Source organism: Candidatus Hydrogenosomobacter endosymbioticus, from assembly GCF_021654655.1.
Classification (GTDB): Bacteria; Pseudomonadota; Alphaproteobacteria; order Holosporales; family GW7; genus Hydrogenosomobacter; species Hydrogenosomobacter endosymbioticus.
This window is the reverse complement of sequence record NZ_AP025225.1, coordinates 353,782-370,485: the sequence shown is the minus strand read 5'-3', so window position 1 is coordinate 370,485 and position 16,704 is coordinate 353,782. Positions and strand designations below refer to the sequence as shown.

9 protein-coding genes are annotated in these 16,704 nt (G+C 43.2%); 5 read left to right on the top strand and 4 right to left on the bottom strand.

Annotated features, from left to right (window positions below):
* Window positions 1-41: 41 nt before the first annotated feature.
* Both ssb and gyrA read left to right on the top strand, forming a co-directional pair.
* Entirely contained in the window at window positions 42-488 is a 447-nt protein-coding gene (ssb, locus tag HYD_RS01670) for a single-stranded DNA-binding protein (RefSeq protein WP_236865704.1), read from the top strand.
* 80 nt (window positions 489-568) lie between these two features.
* Window positions 569-3,532: a DNA topoisomerase (ATP-hydrolyzing) subunit A gene (gyrA, locus tag HYD_RS01665; RefSeq protein WP_236865702.1), complete on the top strand. Its 2,964-nt coding sequence runs from the start codon at window positions 569-571 to the stop codon at window positions 3,530-3,532.
* A 545-nt stretch (window positions 3,533-4,077) separates the two neighbouring features.
* On the opposite strand, the gene efp is transcribed toward gyrA, so the two are convergent.
* The 3 genes from efp to hemW all read right to left on the bottom strand — a co-directional run bounded on the left by efp (window position 4,078) and on the right by hemW (window position 7,254).
* Window positions 4,078-4,647 carry an elongation factor P gene (gene efp, locus HYD_RS01660; protein ID WP_236865700.1) on the bottom strand — a complete coding sequence of 190 codons (570 nt, stop codon included), beginning with the start codon at window positions 4,645-4,647 and terminating at the stop codon, window positions 4,078-4,080.
* Between the two features lie 107 nt (window positions 4,648-4,754).
* Window positions 4,755-5,912, bottom strand: a complete 1,158-nt coding sequence (locus tag HYD_RS01655; RefSeq protein WP_236865698.1) for a DegT/DnrJ/EryC1/StrS family aminotransferase — start codon at window positions 5,910-5,912, stop codon at window positions 4,755-4,757.
* Between the two features lie 130 nt (window positions 5,913-6,042).
* Complete coding sequence (gene hemW, locus HYD_RS01650) at window positions 6,043-7,254, bottom strand: radical SAM family heme chaperone HemW (protein WP_236865696.1); 1,212 nt, start codon at window positions 7,252-7,254, stop codon at window positions 6,043-6,045.
* Between the two features lie 154 nt (window positions 7,255-7,408).
* Between hemW and alaS the strand changes: the two genes are divergently transcribed.
* On the top strand, window positions 7,409-10,093 hold the full coding sequence (alaS, locus tag HYD_RS01645) for an alanine--tRNA ligase (RefSeq protein ID WP_236865694.1): 2,685 nt from the start codon (window positions 7,409-7,411) through the stop codon (window positions 10,091-10,093).
* 174 nt (window positions 10,094-10,267) lie between these two features.
* The gene (gene dnaK, locus HYD_RS01640; protein WP_236865692.1) at window positions 10,268-12,166 is read left to right on the top strand and encodes a molecular chaperone DnaK; all 1,899 of its coding nucleotides are present in this window, start codon (window positions 10,268-10,270) and stop codon (window positions 12,164-12,166) included.
* A 249-nt stretch (window positions 12,167-12,415) separates the two neighbouring features.
* On the opposite strand, the gene HYD_RS01635 is transcribed toward dnaK, so the two are convergent.
* Complete coding sequence (locus HYD_RS01635; protein WP_236865690.1) at window positions 12,416-15,196, bottom strand: valine--tRNA ligase; 2,781 nt, start codon at window positions 15,194-15,196, stop codon at window positions 12,416-12,418.
* 116 nt (window positions 15,197-15,312) lie between these two features.
* On the opposite strand from HYD_RS01635, the gene HYD_RS01630 reads away from it, so the two are divergent.
* Entirely contained in the window at window positions 15,313-16,572 is a 1,260-nt protein-coding gene (locus tag HYD_RS01630; protein WP_236865688.1) for a NupC/NupG family nucleoside CNT transporter, read from the top strand.
* Window positions 16,573-16,704: the final 132 nt, after the last annotated feature.

The window sequence follows — 16,704 nt, the reverse complement described above, 5'->3', positions numbered from 1 at the left end:
GAGTATCATCGTGAATTATGCGGGGTTACGAGTTTTTAGCTATGGCGAGCGTTAATAAAGTGATACTTGTTGGGAATTTGGGGAGAGACCCAGAGGTGCGATTTGCTCCCGAAGGTGGTGGCAAGGTTGTGACGTTGTCTGTTGCGACGTCTGAGCAGTGGAAGGATAGAGACAGCGGAGAGTATAAGGAAAGGACAGAGTGGCATAGGGTTGTGGTGTTTAATGCGCATTTTTGTGACGTTTGCGAGAAATTTTTGAAAAAAGGAAGTAGGATTTATGTCGAGGGACAGCTTCATACGCGAAAGTGGAAGGATCTCGAAGGTACAGAAAACAAAATAAAAGAGATTGTTATAAGATATAAGGGAGAGATCACGATACTTGATCGTCCTGGCGGCGGTCCTGTCGACGGAGTTAAAGACGAAAAGCAACCATTCGCTCCTCCTGCAGCTTCTGCTCAAGACGTGTTTGATGACGAGATACCTTTTTAGTGGACGCATCGATGAGCGCATGGAGAGGCGCTTTGATGGGCGTTTTGTATACGCGGTTTTTATTTTTATCATGAGATTATATGAAGAGCATTGACATCTTTCAGCCTGACATAATTACAGTTCCTATTGAGGATGAGCTTAAGCGATCGTATCTGGATTATGCTATGAGCGTTATTGTGAGCAGAGCTCTTCCTGATGTACGTGACGGTTTGAAGCCGGTCCATAGGCGCATACTTTATGCAATGATTGAGGATGGGTTTGACTATAACAAGCCGTATAAAAAATCTGCAAGAATTGTTGGGCAGGTGATCGCGAAGTATCACCCACATGGCAATGACGCTATTTATGATGCGATGGTTCGTATGGCGCAGCATTTTTCCATGTCGGTTATGCTTATCGATGGGCATGGTAATTTTGGCTCTATGGACGGGGACAAAGCCGCGGCTATGAGGTATACAGAGGCGCGTTTATCGCGAGCGGCGCATTTTTTGCTTGAAGACTATGACAGAGATACCGTTGACTTTCAGCCAAACTATGACGAAACTTTGACGATGCCAACGGTCCTTCCTGCGGCATTTCCAAATATCATTGTGAACGGAGCTAGTGGAATTGCTGTCGGTATGGCTACTAATATCCCAACGCATAATCTTGGGGAAGTGATAGATGGTTGCTGTGCTCTTATAGATAACCCGGATCTGTCTGTGGATGGCGTTATGCAATACATAAAAGGGCCAGATTTTTGTACTGGAGGAACGATATACGGTAGGAAGGGGATCATTAATGCATACACAACCGGCAGAGGCACTTTTGTAATTCGCTCAAAAACCGACATAGAAGAATTCAAAAAAGATCGATATGCGATAATAGTGACTGAAATACCATACCAAGTGAATAAAGCGAGTATGGTGGAACGCATAGCAGACCTTGTTAATAACAAAGAGCTTGATGGCATATCTGACATACGTGATGAGTCTGATAGGAATGGTGTTCGCGTTGTGATAGAGCTTCGGCGAGACGCTACGCCTGAAGTAGTTTTAAACAAACTATACGCATCGACCCCTCTCCAGATATCTTTCAATGCTAATATTCTTGCTCTTCATAATGGGCGGCCGTCCCAGATGGGGATTTTAGAAATACTTCGGGCATTTATAGAGTTTCGGGTAGAGGTTGTAACAAGGCGTACAAAATTCTTTTTGAATAAAGCGAGATCGCAGGCTAGCGTAATTGCTGGGCTTGCAGTTGCTATATCGAGCATTGATGAGGTTATAGCCATGATTAAGGGAGCGACTGATCCTGCTGACGCTCTCAAAAAGCTTATGGAAAGGAAATGGCCAATAGACGATGTGATTTCTGCATACCTTCGTCTTCTTGATTCTTCAGCTGGCCGTAGTGTTTTTTGCGATGATTCAGATCTACATGATACGGGGTATCACCTTTCGGAAGAACAGGCCAAAGCCATATTGGCTTTGAGATTACAAAGGCTTACTGGAATGGAGAGGGAAAAGCTTTTCTCTGATCTTAAAAAGCTCTGTGACGATATAAGCGGCTATATTGCTTTGTTAGCTTCGCCAGAGAAAGTGTTTAGCCTGATAAAGGAAGAGCTGGTTTATGTGAAAACGACGCTTTCTTCTCCTAGAAAAAGCAAAATTGTCGATGACGATGGAGCGGTTGGCGGGAACGATCTGTCTCTTATCCAGCTAGAAGAGATGGTCGTGACGGTTAGCGTTCGCGGATACATAAAGCGTGTACCGTTGAGCGTATATAGAAGCCAGAAGCGTGGAGGCCGCGGAAGGAGCGCCATGAGCACTCGAGATGAAGATGTTGTTGAGCAGGTTTTCATCACTGATACACATACGACTCTGTTGTTTTTCTCATCTTTTGGCAAAGCCTATCAGATGATGGTTCACGAGTTGCCGTGTTGTTCTCCGACATCTCTAGGAAAGCCGATAGTATCTCTTATCCCTGTTGAGAAAGGGGAGACAATTTCTACACTTTTGCAGCTACCGAAAGATATAGCTGTAAGCGAATGTATTGAGCGTGAAGAGATTAGCTGTGCGCCTTGCGGAGAGCGCGATGAAAGTGACGATGACTTAGATCTAGAAAGTGAAGGCTCTTCGGAAGAAAGCTCTGGGCGTATCGGGAATCAAGGAGCTGACATAATTTTCTCAACATCCAGCGGTTATGTGCGTAAAAATTCTCTGCGCGACTTTCTGTCTATAAGGTCTAATGGCAAGATAGCAATGAAGTTATCTGATGGCGAGAGGCTTATATCTGTGGCTTTAGCTGATGATGATAGCGATGTTCTTTTATCAACAAAGCTGGGGAAAAGTATCCGGTTTTCATCAAAGTTACTTCGTAGGTTTTCTGGAAGGACGTCTATAGGGGTTCGCGGCATAAAACTTCAGGATGGCGACGAGGTTGTCGCTATGAGTATTTTGAAGACGGTTGGTTTTTCTCATGAAGAGCGAGAGAAATACATGAAGAGAGTTGTCAAAGAGTCTTCTTGTTGTGATAGAGAGGACGCGTTACCAGGCGAAGGCTCTGATGGTGAAAATGGAATTGAGACTGTGTCTGACCAGGCGGCTTCGGGAGATGGGGGGGCGTCAGACTATGACCTTAACCCAGATGTTGAGTTGGCTATGACTGAGAGCGAGCAGATGATATTAAGCGTCAGCAGCAAAGGGTTTGGTAAGAGGACGCTTTCGTATGCATATAGAAGCAGCGGTCGCGGTGGGCAGGGCGTTTCTTCTATGAGTATAAACAAAAAAACGGGAGAGCTTGTTGATGTTCTTCCAGTTCTTGCAGATGACGACATTATTCTTCTGACCGATAAAGGGCAGTTGCTGCGGTGTCCCGTTAAGGATATTCGTATCACTGCCAGATATACTCAGGGTGTCAAGCTGTTTAAACTTGATGACGGCGAGTCTATAGTGTCTGTGGCTGCTTCGTCTAATTGTCTTGATGATGGAGTTGTTGCTGAAAGCTTTTCTTCTGACGGAGAAGGTGAGCATAAACAAACAGAGTTTGACCTTTCTAAAGAGTAGGCTAACTGCGCAGCCCATATGATAAAACAATCTATAAGAAAAGACAATAAGTTTAAGTGATAACAGATAATAACAGGAGCATGAAAAAATTTCTCTGTTCCTGCGTGGGCGGGCATATTTTTTTGAGATAAAAGCGCCGAATATTAGAGATGTATAAACTCTCGGGCGGCTGGCGCAAGTAGAATTTATTGTACAAGGTGTTTTTGAGAATCTTGAGCTCTGTGATTTTAAGAGTGTTTTTTCAGTTGGGGCGGTCAGGAGGCTAGCCAATTTTTTCTGGAACAAAAGAAATTTTAGGATATTGACCGGACTACGTATGCTTAGATAGCAATTTGTGAATTTGCAGAGCAAACCTGAATACACAGTGACTGTAAGGACGGATTTACATGTAAAATATTGGAAAAAGCTGCGGGCTCAGGTCACTGAGGAACTTTTCAGTTCCGACAAGGACTAAGCTGCGGCCGGGTTTTGCCCCAGTCGCTAACAAGACGCAGACTGAGACACATTTTTCCGTGGATTAGGCGTTTCCTATTATCCTTTGAGCGCTATCCCTTGAACCTTTCCAAATATTCGCATTCTGCGGTACTCACAACAACTTTATCGCCTTCAACTATGTGAGGGGGGACCATAACGCGCATACCATTTTCAAGTTGAGCTGGTTTATATGAAGATGCGGCCGTCTGCCCCTTTGTCACAGGGTCTGCCTGGGTTACCTCTAGAACAACTTGAGATGGCAGAGACGCTGATATTGCTTCTCCATCGTAAAACCCCACCACCACTTCCATGTCGTCTTTTAAAAAATCCGAAGAGGCGCTTAGGCAATCGACGTCGATAGACACTTGATCGAATGTCTCTTTATTCATAAGAACGACTTTGCCTTGGTCCATATAAAGAAACTGAAGGGTGACCTCTTCTATGAAGGCTTGCTCTATCTCTGCAGATGATTGAAATCTATCGCGTCTCTTCAAGCCATCTTTCACTCCTTTTAGCTCCACTTGCATATACGCGCCGCCTTTTCCTGGCTGCGTGTGTTGGGCTTTCGTTACTACGAAAAGCTTTCCATCTAGCAAAATAACATTTCCTGGCCTAACTTGGTTTCCTCTTATTTTTTTCATTGGAGTCTCAATCATGTAAACGGTATAGACGAACATTCTGGTGGAAAATTGAAGTCTTAGCAACTTGAAGGGTGCCCTGCGCTCTTCTTGCCGAGTTCTTCTGACGTTTATTTGTATAGAGCTTTTTGTATGCTGGATATTACGAATTCTTGTTCGGCTTCTGAGAGTCCGCATCCGGACGGGAGGCATAGCCCTCTTTCAAATGCTATTTCACAAATTGGCGGATTGGCGCCAAGCTCAAATTTGCTGAAAAATTTGGCGCCTGAGAATACTGGCTGAAGATGCATGGGTTTCCACACTGGCCTTGTTTCTATTCCTTTTTCTTCTAAAGTAACTCGTAAAAACTCAGGGCTTATTCTACTTTCACTGTTTAAAATGATGACAGAGAGCCAGTAATTAGACTCTCCATATACTCCGCATGGCATAAACTCTACTCCAGGAATTGTGCCGAGAGCATTTTTATAGCGCTGGAATATGGTCTTCTTGCGTTCGATGCGGGCTTCTATGTCGCTGAGTTGGGCTATTCCTATCGCTGCAAGAATATTGCTCATCCGATAGTTATGTCCTATGGTGTTGTGCTGATAATATGGATAGGGCTCTCGAGCTTGCCTCGACAAGTGCTTTGCGTAGTCAATCAGATTTTTATCATGACTAGCGAGCATACCACCTGAAGACGTTGTAATGATTTTATTTCCGTTGAACGAATAGAAAGCCGTTTTTGGTGAGTTTCTCTTTCCATATCTATCAGATGCCCCGAGCGATTCTGCGGCATCAACTATAACGTTAACACCAAAATCTTTTTCAATTTGGCAAAGAGCCTCATAGTCGCATGCCATTCCATAAATATCGGTTGCAATTATAGCTTTTGGCTTATCAGCGCCAGATTTTTCAACTGCAAAAAGCTTTTCTTTTACTAAATTTACATCAATTGTCCACGATTCATCAGAGTCAAAGAACCATGCTTTCGCACTGCAAAAATACACAGGAGACACTCCGCCGATGAATGTCATGCTTGGAGAAAACACAATATCTCCGCGTGAAACTCCGGATGCTAGTAGTGCTAGATGAAGAGCTGCTGTTCCGCTTGAAACTGCAAGCGCATATGGATACCCTGTGTATTTGCAAAATTTTTCTTCAAACTCATCAACAAACGGACCCAATGGTGCGATATAGCCACTTTCCATGGCGCGCGCTACCATTTCGGTCTCAGTTCCAGAAAGATGAGGCGGAGAAAGGTGAATTCTGTATTTCACGTTTTTGTCCATTTATGTTCATTTGAATAAATATGTTCAATCTAATTAAATCTTGGATAAAAAACTCTTTGGTGTCAAAATTAAGATAAACGCTTACAAACTAGTTACTATGAGGCGCATGGCGATCTGAGAGTCGCTACTTTTAGAAGATTAGGAAGCTTGCGATTTCATCTATAAGGAGCGAACTATTTGGCGATACTCTTAGATTTTGCTTATGTTCTCTGTGGTCATACATAGAAATTATGCCTCGTCTATGTAAAGCCTCAACTTTGCTCCAAAATTCTGAGAATTTTTCGCTTGAGCTTTCGCGAGGAGTAGTTTGTTTTAAAAATTCATCAATCTTTTTCGTAGAAATACCTTCTCTCATCCGAAGCCCCATCATCAACATTTCGCAGAACAGTTGCTCTTCTGAGAGCGGTGTTATTGTCTCATAGCCGTGTCCGATTGATCGGATAGATCTTTTCCATTTTTCTACATTAAGGTGCGCCTGGAAGGCAAATTTTCGTCTGAATTTGTTATTGGGTTCGCTAATAGATATCCTGCCGTGTGCTCCTGGCCCGATCCCTATGTAGTCTCTATATTCCCAATAAGATTTGTTGTGTTCGCTCTCATAACCTGGCATGGAGTAATTAGAAACTTCATATCTTTGAAGACCAAAACGTTCGGTTACGATGTCTGTAGAACGATATAAATCCGCTACTTCATTTTCATCTAGGGGCATGAACTTCCCCTCTTGCAACTGTCGAAATATCTTGGTTCCTTTCGGGTATGATATCTGATACAGCGACATATGAGGCACTCTAAGAGTCTCTATAGCTTTACTTAACTCATCAGTCCAACAAGAGGGAGCTTTGTGGAAGTGGTGAGCATAGATCATGTCTATAGATACGTTATCGAAAATGCCTTTCGCGCATGCTACTGCGTCTATGGCGCTTCCTACTGAGTGAATTCTTCCCATAAATTTCAAGATTTCATCTCGCATCGACTGAACTCCAATGGATATTCTTGTTACGCCCGCATTTTTATAATCTATGAGTTTTTGTTCGTTTGTTGATTCTGGATTGCACTCTAGTGTTATTTCTATGGGAGTATGGGCTGGCGACCAAAGATTCTTAGCTTTCTTCAAGATATTATGGACAAGATATGGCGGCATAAGAGACGGCGTTCCTCCACCAAAAAAGAGCGTCCGAAGCCTGCGCTGGCCAGAAATAGAGGCGGCATACTCCATCTCTTTTATGTATGCGAGCTCCATTGATGCATAGTCTATGCTTGAAAAAGAATAGCTATTGAAATCACAATATATGCACTTGCTGACGCAATATGGCCAATGTATGTATAGAGAAATTTCATCCATATCTAAAACTCTGATTTTATTTTAGCAAATGCGTTTATAATAGGCTGAACGAGAATACTTCTAACAGCAAGAGTCTTATCGACATTATTGTTGTAGCCATATGTTGCTGGTATAATTGAGCTGAATAGAAAACGTTGTACAAACTGGATGGTTTATGAAAACATCAAATATAAGAAGCTCATTTCTTCAATTTTTTAAAGATAAGGGGCATGAAATAGTTGCCCCATCCTCACTTGTTCCTGAAAATGACGATTCTTTGTTGTTTACAAATTCTGGTATGGTGCAATTTAAGAATATTTTCATAGGAAAAGAGCAAAGAGGATATTCCAGAGCGTCTACATGCCAAAAAAGTGTGCGTGCCGGAGGGAAGCATAACGATCTTGATCAGGTTGGTCATACTGCTCGTCATCACACATTTTTTGAGATGCTGGGTAATTTTTCGTTTGGTGACTACTTTAAAGAGTCGGCCATACTTTATGCCTGGGAGTGTCTTACAAAAGTGTTTGAGATTAGCAAAGACAGGCTATGTGTCACCGTTTATCACGACGACGAGGAGGCTGTTAGGTTGTGGAAGTCTATAGCCGGTTTTTCTGATGATCGCATAATACGCATATCTACAAGCGACAATTTTTGGTCTATGGGCGATACGGGGCCATGTGGTCCTTGTACAGAGATTTTCTATGATCATGGAGAGCACATCTCTGGCGGAAAACCAGGAGAGACGGATGCTGATGGCGACAGGTTCGTTGAGCTTTGGAATCTTGTATTTATGCAATTTGAGCAAGTGTCAAAGGACAAGAGGGTGAGCCTTCCAAAGCCATCGATAGATACAGGAATGGGTATCGAAAGAATCGCTGCCGTTCTTCAAGGAGTGCATGACAATTTTGATATAGATATTTTCAGCTCTCTTATCGCGCGTTTGTTCGAAATCTCTGGAAAGGATCGGCTAGATATTTATAAAGTTCCAAGCAGAATTGTTGTGGATCACTTGAGGAGCGCGGCCTTTTTGATAGCAGATGGAGTATTTCCATCTAATGAAGGAAGAGGCTATGTTCTTCGCCGCATCATGAGAAGGGCGATAAAAAACGCTAGATCTATGACGGATGACAGACAATTGTTTCAAAAGCTTATGCCAACTCTAGTGGACAACATGGGAGGTTTTTATAAAGAGCTTGTGCAGGCCCAGCCTCTTATAGGATCTATTTTTTCGCAGGAATATGACAGTTTTTGCAAAGTTTTTGAAAATGGAATGCCTGTTTTGCAAAGAATAATATCAGACCTTCTGCCAGGTCAGGCCCTCAGCGGCGCTGATGCATTTCGACTCTACGATACATACGGGATGCCAATAGACGTGATTAATGACGAGCTTTCTTATAGAGGGATTTTGCTCGATGAACGCTCTTTTAATGAGCTTATGGACGACCAAAGGAGGCGGTCTCGCGAAGGAGCTCTTATGTGTGCGTCAGTTTCTCCTGAGTGTCAGGCATATGCTTCGTTGTCACAGCGTATTCCTGCGACAGTATTTACAGGGTATAACGAGATTGGGGGCGCTGCTGCTATAAAGGCCATAATAGTTGGAGGCGAGGAAAAAAACGAGGTAATTTCAGGACAGAGCGCAGCAATAGTAGTCGACGCTACACCTTTTTATGCGGAGTCTGGAGGACAGGCATCTGATAAAGGATATATGAAGTCACGTTCTGGCGCTTCTTTTGCATCAATTTATGAGGTCATCAAGGTAAATGGGCTGTTTATTCACAAAGTTATTGTTAGCGATGGGGCATTTAGGATGGGTGATTCTGTTGATCTTAATATCGATGCTGCGAGAAGAAAAAAGATAATGGCAAATCATTCTGCGACACATTTGATGCAGGCAGCCTTGCGGAGTGTTCTTGGAGAGCATGTGATGCAGAAAGGGTCTTATGTTTCAGATGATCGAATAAGATTTGACTTTAGCCATGGTATACAGATGACAGCAGAAGAGATAGCCCATGTCGAGCGGATTGTTAATGATTCCATTAGGCAAAATACGAGCGTGGTAACTGAGGTCATGTCTTATAGCGATGCTTCTGATAGCGGAGCGATGGCTCTGTTCGGGGAGAAGTATGGGGACGTTGTTAGGGTTGTATCTATAGGCATGTGCGAGAATTTTGTAACGCCGTTTTCTATGGAGCTGTGCGGAGGGACTCACGTTAAAAGAACTGGAGAGATTGGCGTGTTCAAGATAACTGGCGAAAGCAGCTGTATGTCTGGGGTACGACGTATAGACGCTATCACTGGCGAAGCTGCTTTTAAGCTATTTCAGGATATTTATTCGAAAGTCCGCACGATTGCGTCTGTCGCAAAAATTTCAATGAGTGAAATTGATTCGTTGCCCCAAAAGCTCGAGGCTTTAATAGACGAAAACAAGATTCTCAGAAAAGAAGCAATTCGAATGGGCGCGTCTGATTGCGCTCTGTCAAGTGTTGTTAGCGAAAGTATTGGGAGCGCTCAATTTTGGCATTCTTCTCTTAGTAATCACGAGGTAAAGTCGCTTAAGTCTGTAGTTGACAATATGAAAAGAAAAATTGGGTCCGGAGTTGTTATGGTCTCTAATATAGAGGCACAAGATGCGAGCGATGGTTCTGTTGATGCAAAACATAAAGTGACTGTTATAGTTGGTGTTACTGATGATCTGGTTGACAGGCTTTCTGCGGTTAAGTTGCTGAGTTCTGCAATAGGTAAAGTAGGAGGTGAAAAGTGCGGAGGGAGAGACGACATAGCTCAAGGAGGTGGGCATAACCATTTTGGTATAGAAGCTTTGATTTCTTCTGTAAGAGAATCTATTAAAAGCTCTTTTTGATCTCGGGCTTTTTGGAAACGCTTTGTGTTATAGGCTCCTTTTTGGTATTAATATAGTATGAAAGGCGCTTTTTGAGTCCTGCCATAGGCGTTGCGCTGGCTGCGGTGGTTGCTTGTGTGGCATGCCGTATAGGTGGGGTTTCGTTTGGGCGCGTTGCAATGTGTGGAGGTATGTATGGGAAAGGTTATTGGTATAGATCTTGGAACTACTAATTCTTGTGTAGCGGTTATGGAGGGAGGAGGAAATTACAAGGTAATAGAAAACTCTGAAGGGCTGCGCACGACTCCTTCTGTTGTTGCGTTTACAAAAACAGGAGAGCGAATTGTTGGAGATCCAGCTAAGCGTCAGGCTGTGACAAATCCTGAAAACACTTTATACGCTATAAAGAGACTTATAGGGAGAAGGTTCGACGATGGCTCTGCGAAGAAAGACTTTGCCTCTCTTCCGTATAAGGTGGTCGCATCTTCTAATGGTGATGCGTGGGTTAGGGTAAAAGATAAGGACTATAGTCCGAGCGAAATAAGCGCGTTCATCTTGCAAAAAATGAAAGATACCGCAGAAAATTATTTGGGAGAAAAGGTTACTGATGCGGTAATTACCGTTCCAGCATATTTTAACGACTCTCAGCGTCAAGCCACGAAAGACGCTGGAAGAATTGCTGGATTAAATGTGCTTCGCATAATAAACGAACCTACCGCTGCGGCTATAGCGTATGGATTGGATAAAGGGCAGAGCGGGTATATAGCTGTGTACGATCTTGGCGGAGGTACGTTTGACGTGTCCATACTCGAGCTTGGAGATGGTGTTTTTGAGGTTAAATCCACAAATGGAGACACGGTCCTTGGCGGAGAGGATTTCGACAAGAAGGTTATGGACTATATCATTCAAGAATTTAAGAAATCCAGCGGGATGGATTTGCGCGGAGATCCGCTTGCTATTCAAAGAATAAAGGAGGCTGCTGAAAAAGCTAAGATGGAGCTTTCCAGCACTTTGAATGCAGAAATAAACCTACCATTTATAACCGCAGACGCAACTGGCCCCAAGCACATACAGATGAGCATTTCTAGGTCTAAGCTTGAAGAGTTATGCGGAGATTTGATCGAGAAGACTTTGGAGCCGTGTAGGCGGGCGATTAACGACGCTGGAATTTCTGTGTCTGATATAAAAGAGGTAATTCTTGTTGGAGGCATGACGCGTATGCCGGCTGTGAGAGAGGCCGTGAAGCGCATGTTTGGCAAAGAACCTAATAAAAGTGTAAATCCAGATGAGGTGGTTGCTATCGGTGCAGCTATTCAAGGCGGTGTTTTGCGAGGAGATGTAAAGGATGTGCTTTTGCTTGACGTAACACCTCTTTCCTTGGGAATAGAGACCTTAGGTGGAGTGTTTACAAAACTCATAGAGCGCAATACGACTATACCTACGAATAAATCTCAAGTGTTCTCTACAGCAGAGGATAATCAGTCTGCTGTGACGATCAGGGTATTTCAAGGAGAGAGAGAGATGGCCGCAGACAACAAATTGCTGGGGCAGTTTGATTTAGTCGGTATTCCCTCAGCTCCAAGAGGCGTTCCAAAGATTCAGGTGTCGTTTGATATAGACTCTAACGGAATTGTAAGCGTTTCGGCTAAGGACACAGCAACTGGTAAGGAGCAGCGTATTAGCATAAAATCTTCTGGAGGGCTGGATGAGGACGACATACAGCGCATGATAAAAGAAGCTGAAATGAACGCAGAAGAAGATAAGAGAAAGCGCGAGCTAGCAGAAGCAAAAAATAATGCAGAGACATTGGTTCACACTACAGATAAAAACTTGAAGCAGTATGGCGATAAAGTGTCTTCTGATGAAAGATCTAAAATAGAGTCCTCTTTAGCTGATTTAAGGTCTGCTCTTAATAGCTCAGACCCAGAGGTTATAAAGGAAAAGACTCAAACGCTTATAGACGCTGCTATGAAACTTGGAGAAGCTGCATACAAAGAAGAGTCTGCTAAAGCCCAAACAGCGGGCGGAAATGCATCTGATAAAGAAAATGTTGTTGACGCCGAGTATAAAGACGACGGAGATAGGAAGCCATAGTTGTTGAGAAATCGAGGAGGAATGCACTCTGGCATTTTTGAGAAGATGAGCGATGGAAGATAGTTTTTAGGACGATGGCTGATTTGTGTTTGTTGCTAGTTGTGGGTTTTTATCGCGATAAGAAAGTGGCGCTCCTTCAATTTTGAAGGACGCGCCAGCGTGGACTATAGAGGCGGTCAACTTTATTTGATTATTTTTGTGATTCTTCTGTAATGCAAAACAGCGGGCGCTGCCCATAGCCTACGCAGCCTATAGAGATATTGCAGACAGTGCCTCTTGAAGTTTTTGTGCTACGTCAGTTTTATCGATTAATCTTGAACGCATATTCTCTACAACATCTTCCGGCGCATTATCCAAAAACTCTCGATCTTCAAGCTTTTTTTCGATAGAGGCAATCTCTGTTCTTGTTTTTTGAATAGAGTTGTTCAGTCGATTGCGTTCTTCATTAAAATCAACAATTCCATCTAAATTTACGTATATAATGCAGAATTTCGTAGGGATTCTTGCTCCAACAAAATCTTTCCCAGAAGACTCTCTTTTTTCGCTGCACGTGAATGAAGACAACTTTACTAGTTTTTTTATCATTTCATAGTGATTTTTGAAAAATTTAACACAGCTCTCTTCCTTGAGGTTTGCTATGCACACGCAAAGAGGAGTAGAAAATTGGATGCTGAAGGTGTGCCGTAAATTGCGTATAGATTTTACTATTTCCATAAGTCTATATACGTTTATAGAGTCGCTTTCGTTGTCTGTGTCTTTATATGAAGATGGCCATTCCTGTTTAAACAAAGGAGACGGCTCTTGGTGTTTTTTGTCTACGTTGCACAGAGAGCTATGGAGCTCTTCCGTTACAAATGGAATGATTGGATGTAGCATTTTTAGTATATCCGAAAAGCATGCGGCGAGGGTGCGTTTAGTTTCGATTGCTGTTTGTTCGTCTTCGCATGAAATAGCGTGCTTTGCAAATTCTATATACCAATCGCAGAAAATATTTCTCGTAAACTGACAGATATAATGCGAGGCATCGTGAAATTTATAATTTTCTAGCATTTCTCGCATCAAATCTGCAGCTTTTTTTGTTTCGATTAAAATCCATGAATTGATTGGCCATTTGGGGTGCTCAGTGCTCCTCTGAGTTGCAAGTGCGAATTCGTTTAGCGAGATTTTATAGGCAGAGCAAAATTTTCCAACATTCCATATTTTTGTAATGAAACTTTTTGCTTGCTCAACATTGCGCTGACCGAAGCGCACATACAAAGACGGAGTGGCTATCATCATCATAGAAAGCCTAAGCGCGTCTGCTCCATACTCGTCCGCAAGCTCTATAGGGTCAATCACGTTACCTTTTGTTTTAGACATTTTTTTGCCATACTCGTCACGAATAAGCGGATGCAGATATACTTTTGAGAAGGGCGCTTTGCCTGTGAGCTCGCAGCCGAACATCATCATGCGTGATACCCAGAAAAACAAAATATCGTGTCCTGTAAACAGAACGTCGTTTGGGTAATAGTCTTTCATTTCAAGTGAATTTTCTGGCCACCCCAGCACAGAAAATGGCCATAACCCAGATGAAAACCATGTGTCAAGCACATCTTCGTCTTGTCTTAGGACAACATCTTTACCAAAAAATTCTTTGGCCTGATTTTTTGCCTCTTCTTCTGTTTCTGCTATGAAGAAGTTTTTCTCTGCATATCGAGAATCTTCTTTTCCTATATTAGCTGAGCCAAACTCTTTTCCATTTTCTTTATCTTCAGCAAACCAAGCAGGAATTCTGTGCCCCCACCATAGCTGGCGCGAGACGCACCATGGGCGAATATTTTCCATCCACTCGAAGAATTTTCGCTCTTGTTCGGGCTGAAGGATTGTGACTTCTTTGTTTTTCACAGAAGCCATCGCTTTGTTGGCCATAGCCTTCGTGTCTATAAACCACTGGTGAGTTAAACGGGGCTCTATCACGGCGCCGCTTCGTTCGCTTCTCGGTATTGGTATTGAGATATTTTCTTCTTGTACTAAGTGGCCGGAGTCCTTAAGTGCTTCTAGAGTTTTCGCTCTTGCTGTTTGTTGGTCTAGCCCAAAAAGCCATTCTGGGGCTGAGCGATTTATTTTGGCTTCGTCGTCGAATATATCAATAAATGGAAGACTGTGCCGTTTTGCTATATCGAAATCCGTATAGTCATGGGCAGGGGTAATTTTCACAGCGCCGGTACCTTTGTTCATAGATATTGCTTGGTCTGATACTATCGGTATTTTCCTTCCAATAAGCGGAACCTCGGCCATTTTACCAACAAAATCTGAATAACGAATATCGTCCGGGTGGACAGCGATCGCTGTGTCTGCAAATATCGTTTCTGGTCGAGTTGTTGCGACGTCTATATGTTGGTGCGTGTTGTTTATGAAATACCTTATGTACCAGAATGTCCCGGGCTCTTCTTTGCTTACTATTTCTAGGTCTGATAAAGCTGTTTGAAGAGCCGGGTCCCAGTTTACAAGGCGAAGGTCTCTATACAGATATCCCCTTTTATATAACTCTATGAACGACTTTGTAACGGCTTTGTTTATGTCGCTGTCCATAGTGAATTTAAGGCTAGACCAGTCGGCTAAGAATCCCATGCGTTTCATCTGTTCTATGATAAAACCGCCATATTTTTCTTTCCACTCCCAAACCTTCTCTAAAAATTTCTCGCGACCAAGATGTTTCCTTGATGTCCCATTTTTTTGTAGTTCTTTTTCGACCATCATCTGAGTAGCTATTCCGGCATGGTCAAGGCCCGGGATCCACATAGCATCATACCCGCACATTGATTTGAATCGAATGACGATGTCCTGCTCTGTGGAAGACATTATGTGCCCGAGGTGGAGGCGGCCTGTCACATTAGGCGGAGGCATTGTGATGCAAAATTTTTTGCGCCTATTTTTAAATGGCTCGCGGCCACCGTTTTCGAATATTTTCCTCCATTTTTCTTCAAAATCTCGAAAGGGATACGGCATTTCAGCGGTCATAGAACAAAAACTTACGTAAGAATGTCTCACAGATTCTAGCAAATAAGGCTAGGACTATCAATTTGTAGACTTTATAGATTTTGTAGTTGAAAGAGGTGCTTTTGGTGATGTAGAATCATACGAATTCGGGGTTTTGCAGGTAGTGTATGGATGTTCAAGTATGTATTCACGGTGTTTTAGGGATTGTTAGTTTTTTGGCGATCGCTTTTGTTTTTAGCGAAAAGAGGCGCAAGGTTTCTGTTCGCAAGGTTCTGAGTGGGCTTATTTTGCAGGTTGTTTTGGCTGCAATTTTGATAAAAGCTCCGCAGACGCAGAGGGCGTTTTTGTTTGTTTCTCGAGGTGTTGAGGCTTTGAAGAAAGCGACAGCGGAGGGCACTTCGTTTGTGTTTGGTTATGTTGGAGGAGGGGCTTCTCCGTTTCCTGTTGCGAACACGGACCACATGTTTGTTTTTGCTTTTCAGGCGCTTCCGATGATAATCGTCATAAGCGCTATTTCTATGTTACTGTTTTACTGGCGGGTTCTTCCTGCTGTTGTTAACGGAGTGTCGTTTGTTGCGCAAAGAGCGCTTGGTATAGGTGGAGCTCTTGGGACGTGCGCTGCTGCCAAGATATTTTTCGGTCAGACAGATGCTCCTCTTTTGATTAGACCGTATCTATCAAAATTTTCTAGAAATGAGCTATTTTCTGTTATGGTTGCTGGTATGGCTACTACGTCTATGACTCTATTGGTGCTGTACAGCACGTTCTTGGAAAAACTGATTCCTGGAGCTGCAGTTGCTCATATTCTCACCTCATCTGTCATAAATGTTCCTGCGGCTTTGGTTTTAGCGGAAGTGATGATACCGTCGTGCGGAAAGGAAACATCTGGCAAAATGGAGATGCCTTACAAATTTAACAATAGTATGGAGGCGGTTTCCCAAGGGACTGCTGATGGGCTGAACTTGATGTGGGGGATTGCGTCTAACCTTATCGTTGTGCTTGCGCTTGTATTTTTGGCGAACAAATGTTTAGCGGGGGTTACTGGTATTTTGTTCGGATGTGAGGTGACCCTTCAGTCTATTCTCGGGTATGTATTTCTTCCTATTGCTTGGTTGATGGGAGTTCCTTATAGCGAAGCGCACGTAGCTGGGCAGCTTTTAGCGACGAAAACAGTGTTGAACGAAATTGCAGCTATGATTGATATGACTAAACTTGGCGGGGGAGAGATATCGCACAGCACTAGTGTGATAATGACGTATGCGTTATGCGGATTTGCTAATTTTGGAAGCATTGCTATACAGATCGGAGGAATTGGGTCTCTTGTTCCAGAGAGGAAAAGGGAGCTTGTTGAGTTGAGTGCGTGGGCGCTATTTGCCGGTACATTGGCAAGCTGTATGAGTGGAGCTGTAGTTTCAATGCTTATATAAACAGAGCTGTGGTTGGGGCTGTGTGGGTGTTAGTTGGAATGCGCGCCCCCTGGGGGGCCTCTAGGGGGGGCTTGCTGTTGGCTATTACTGGTCGGTTGGAGTCTTCCTGCAGCTGCTTGAGAAATGAAAATG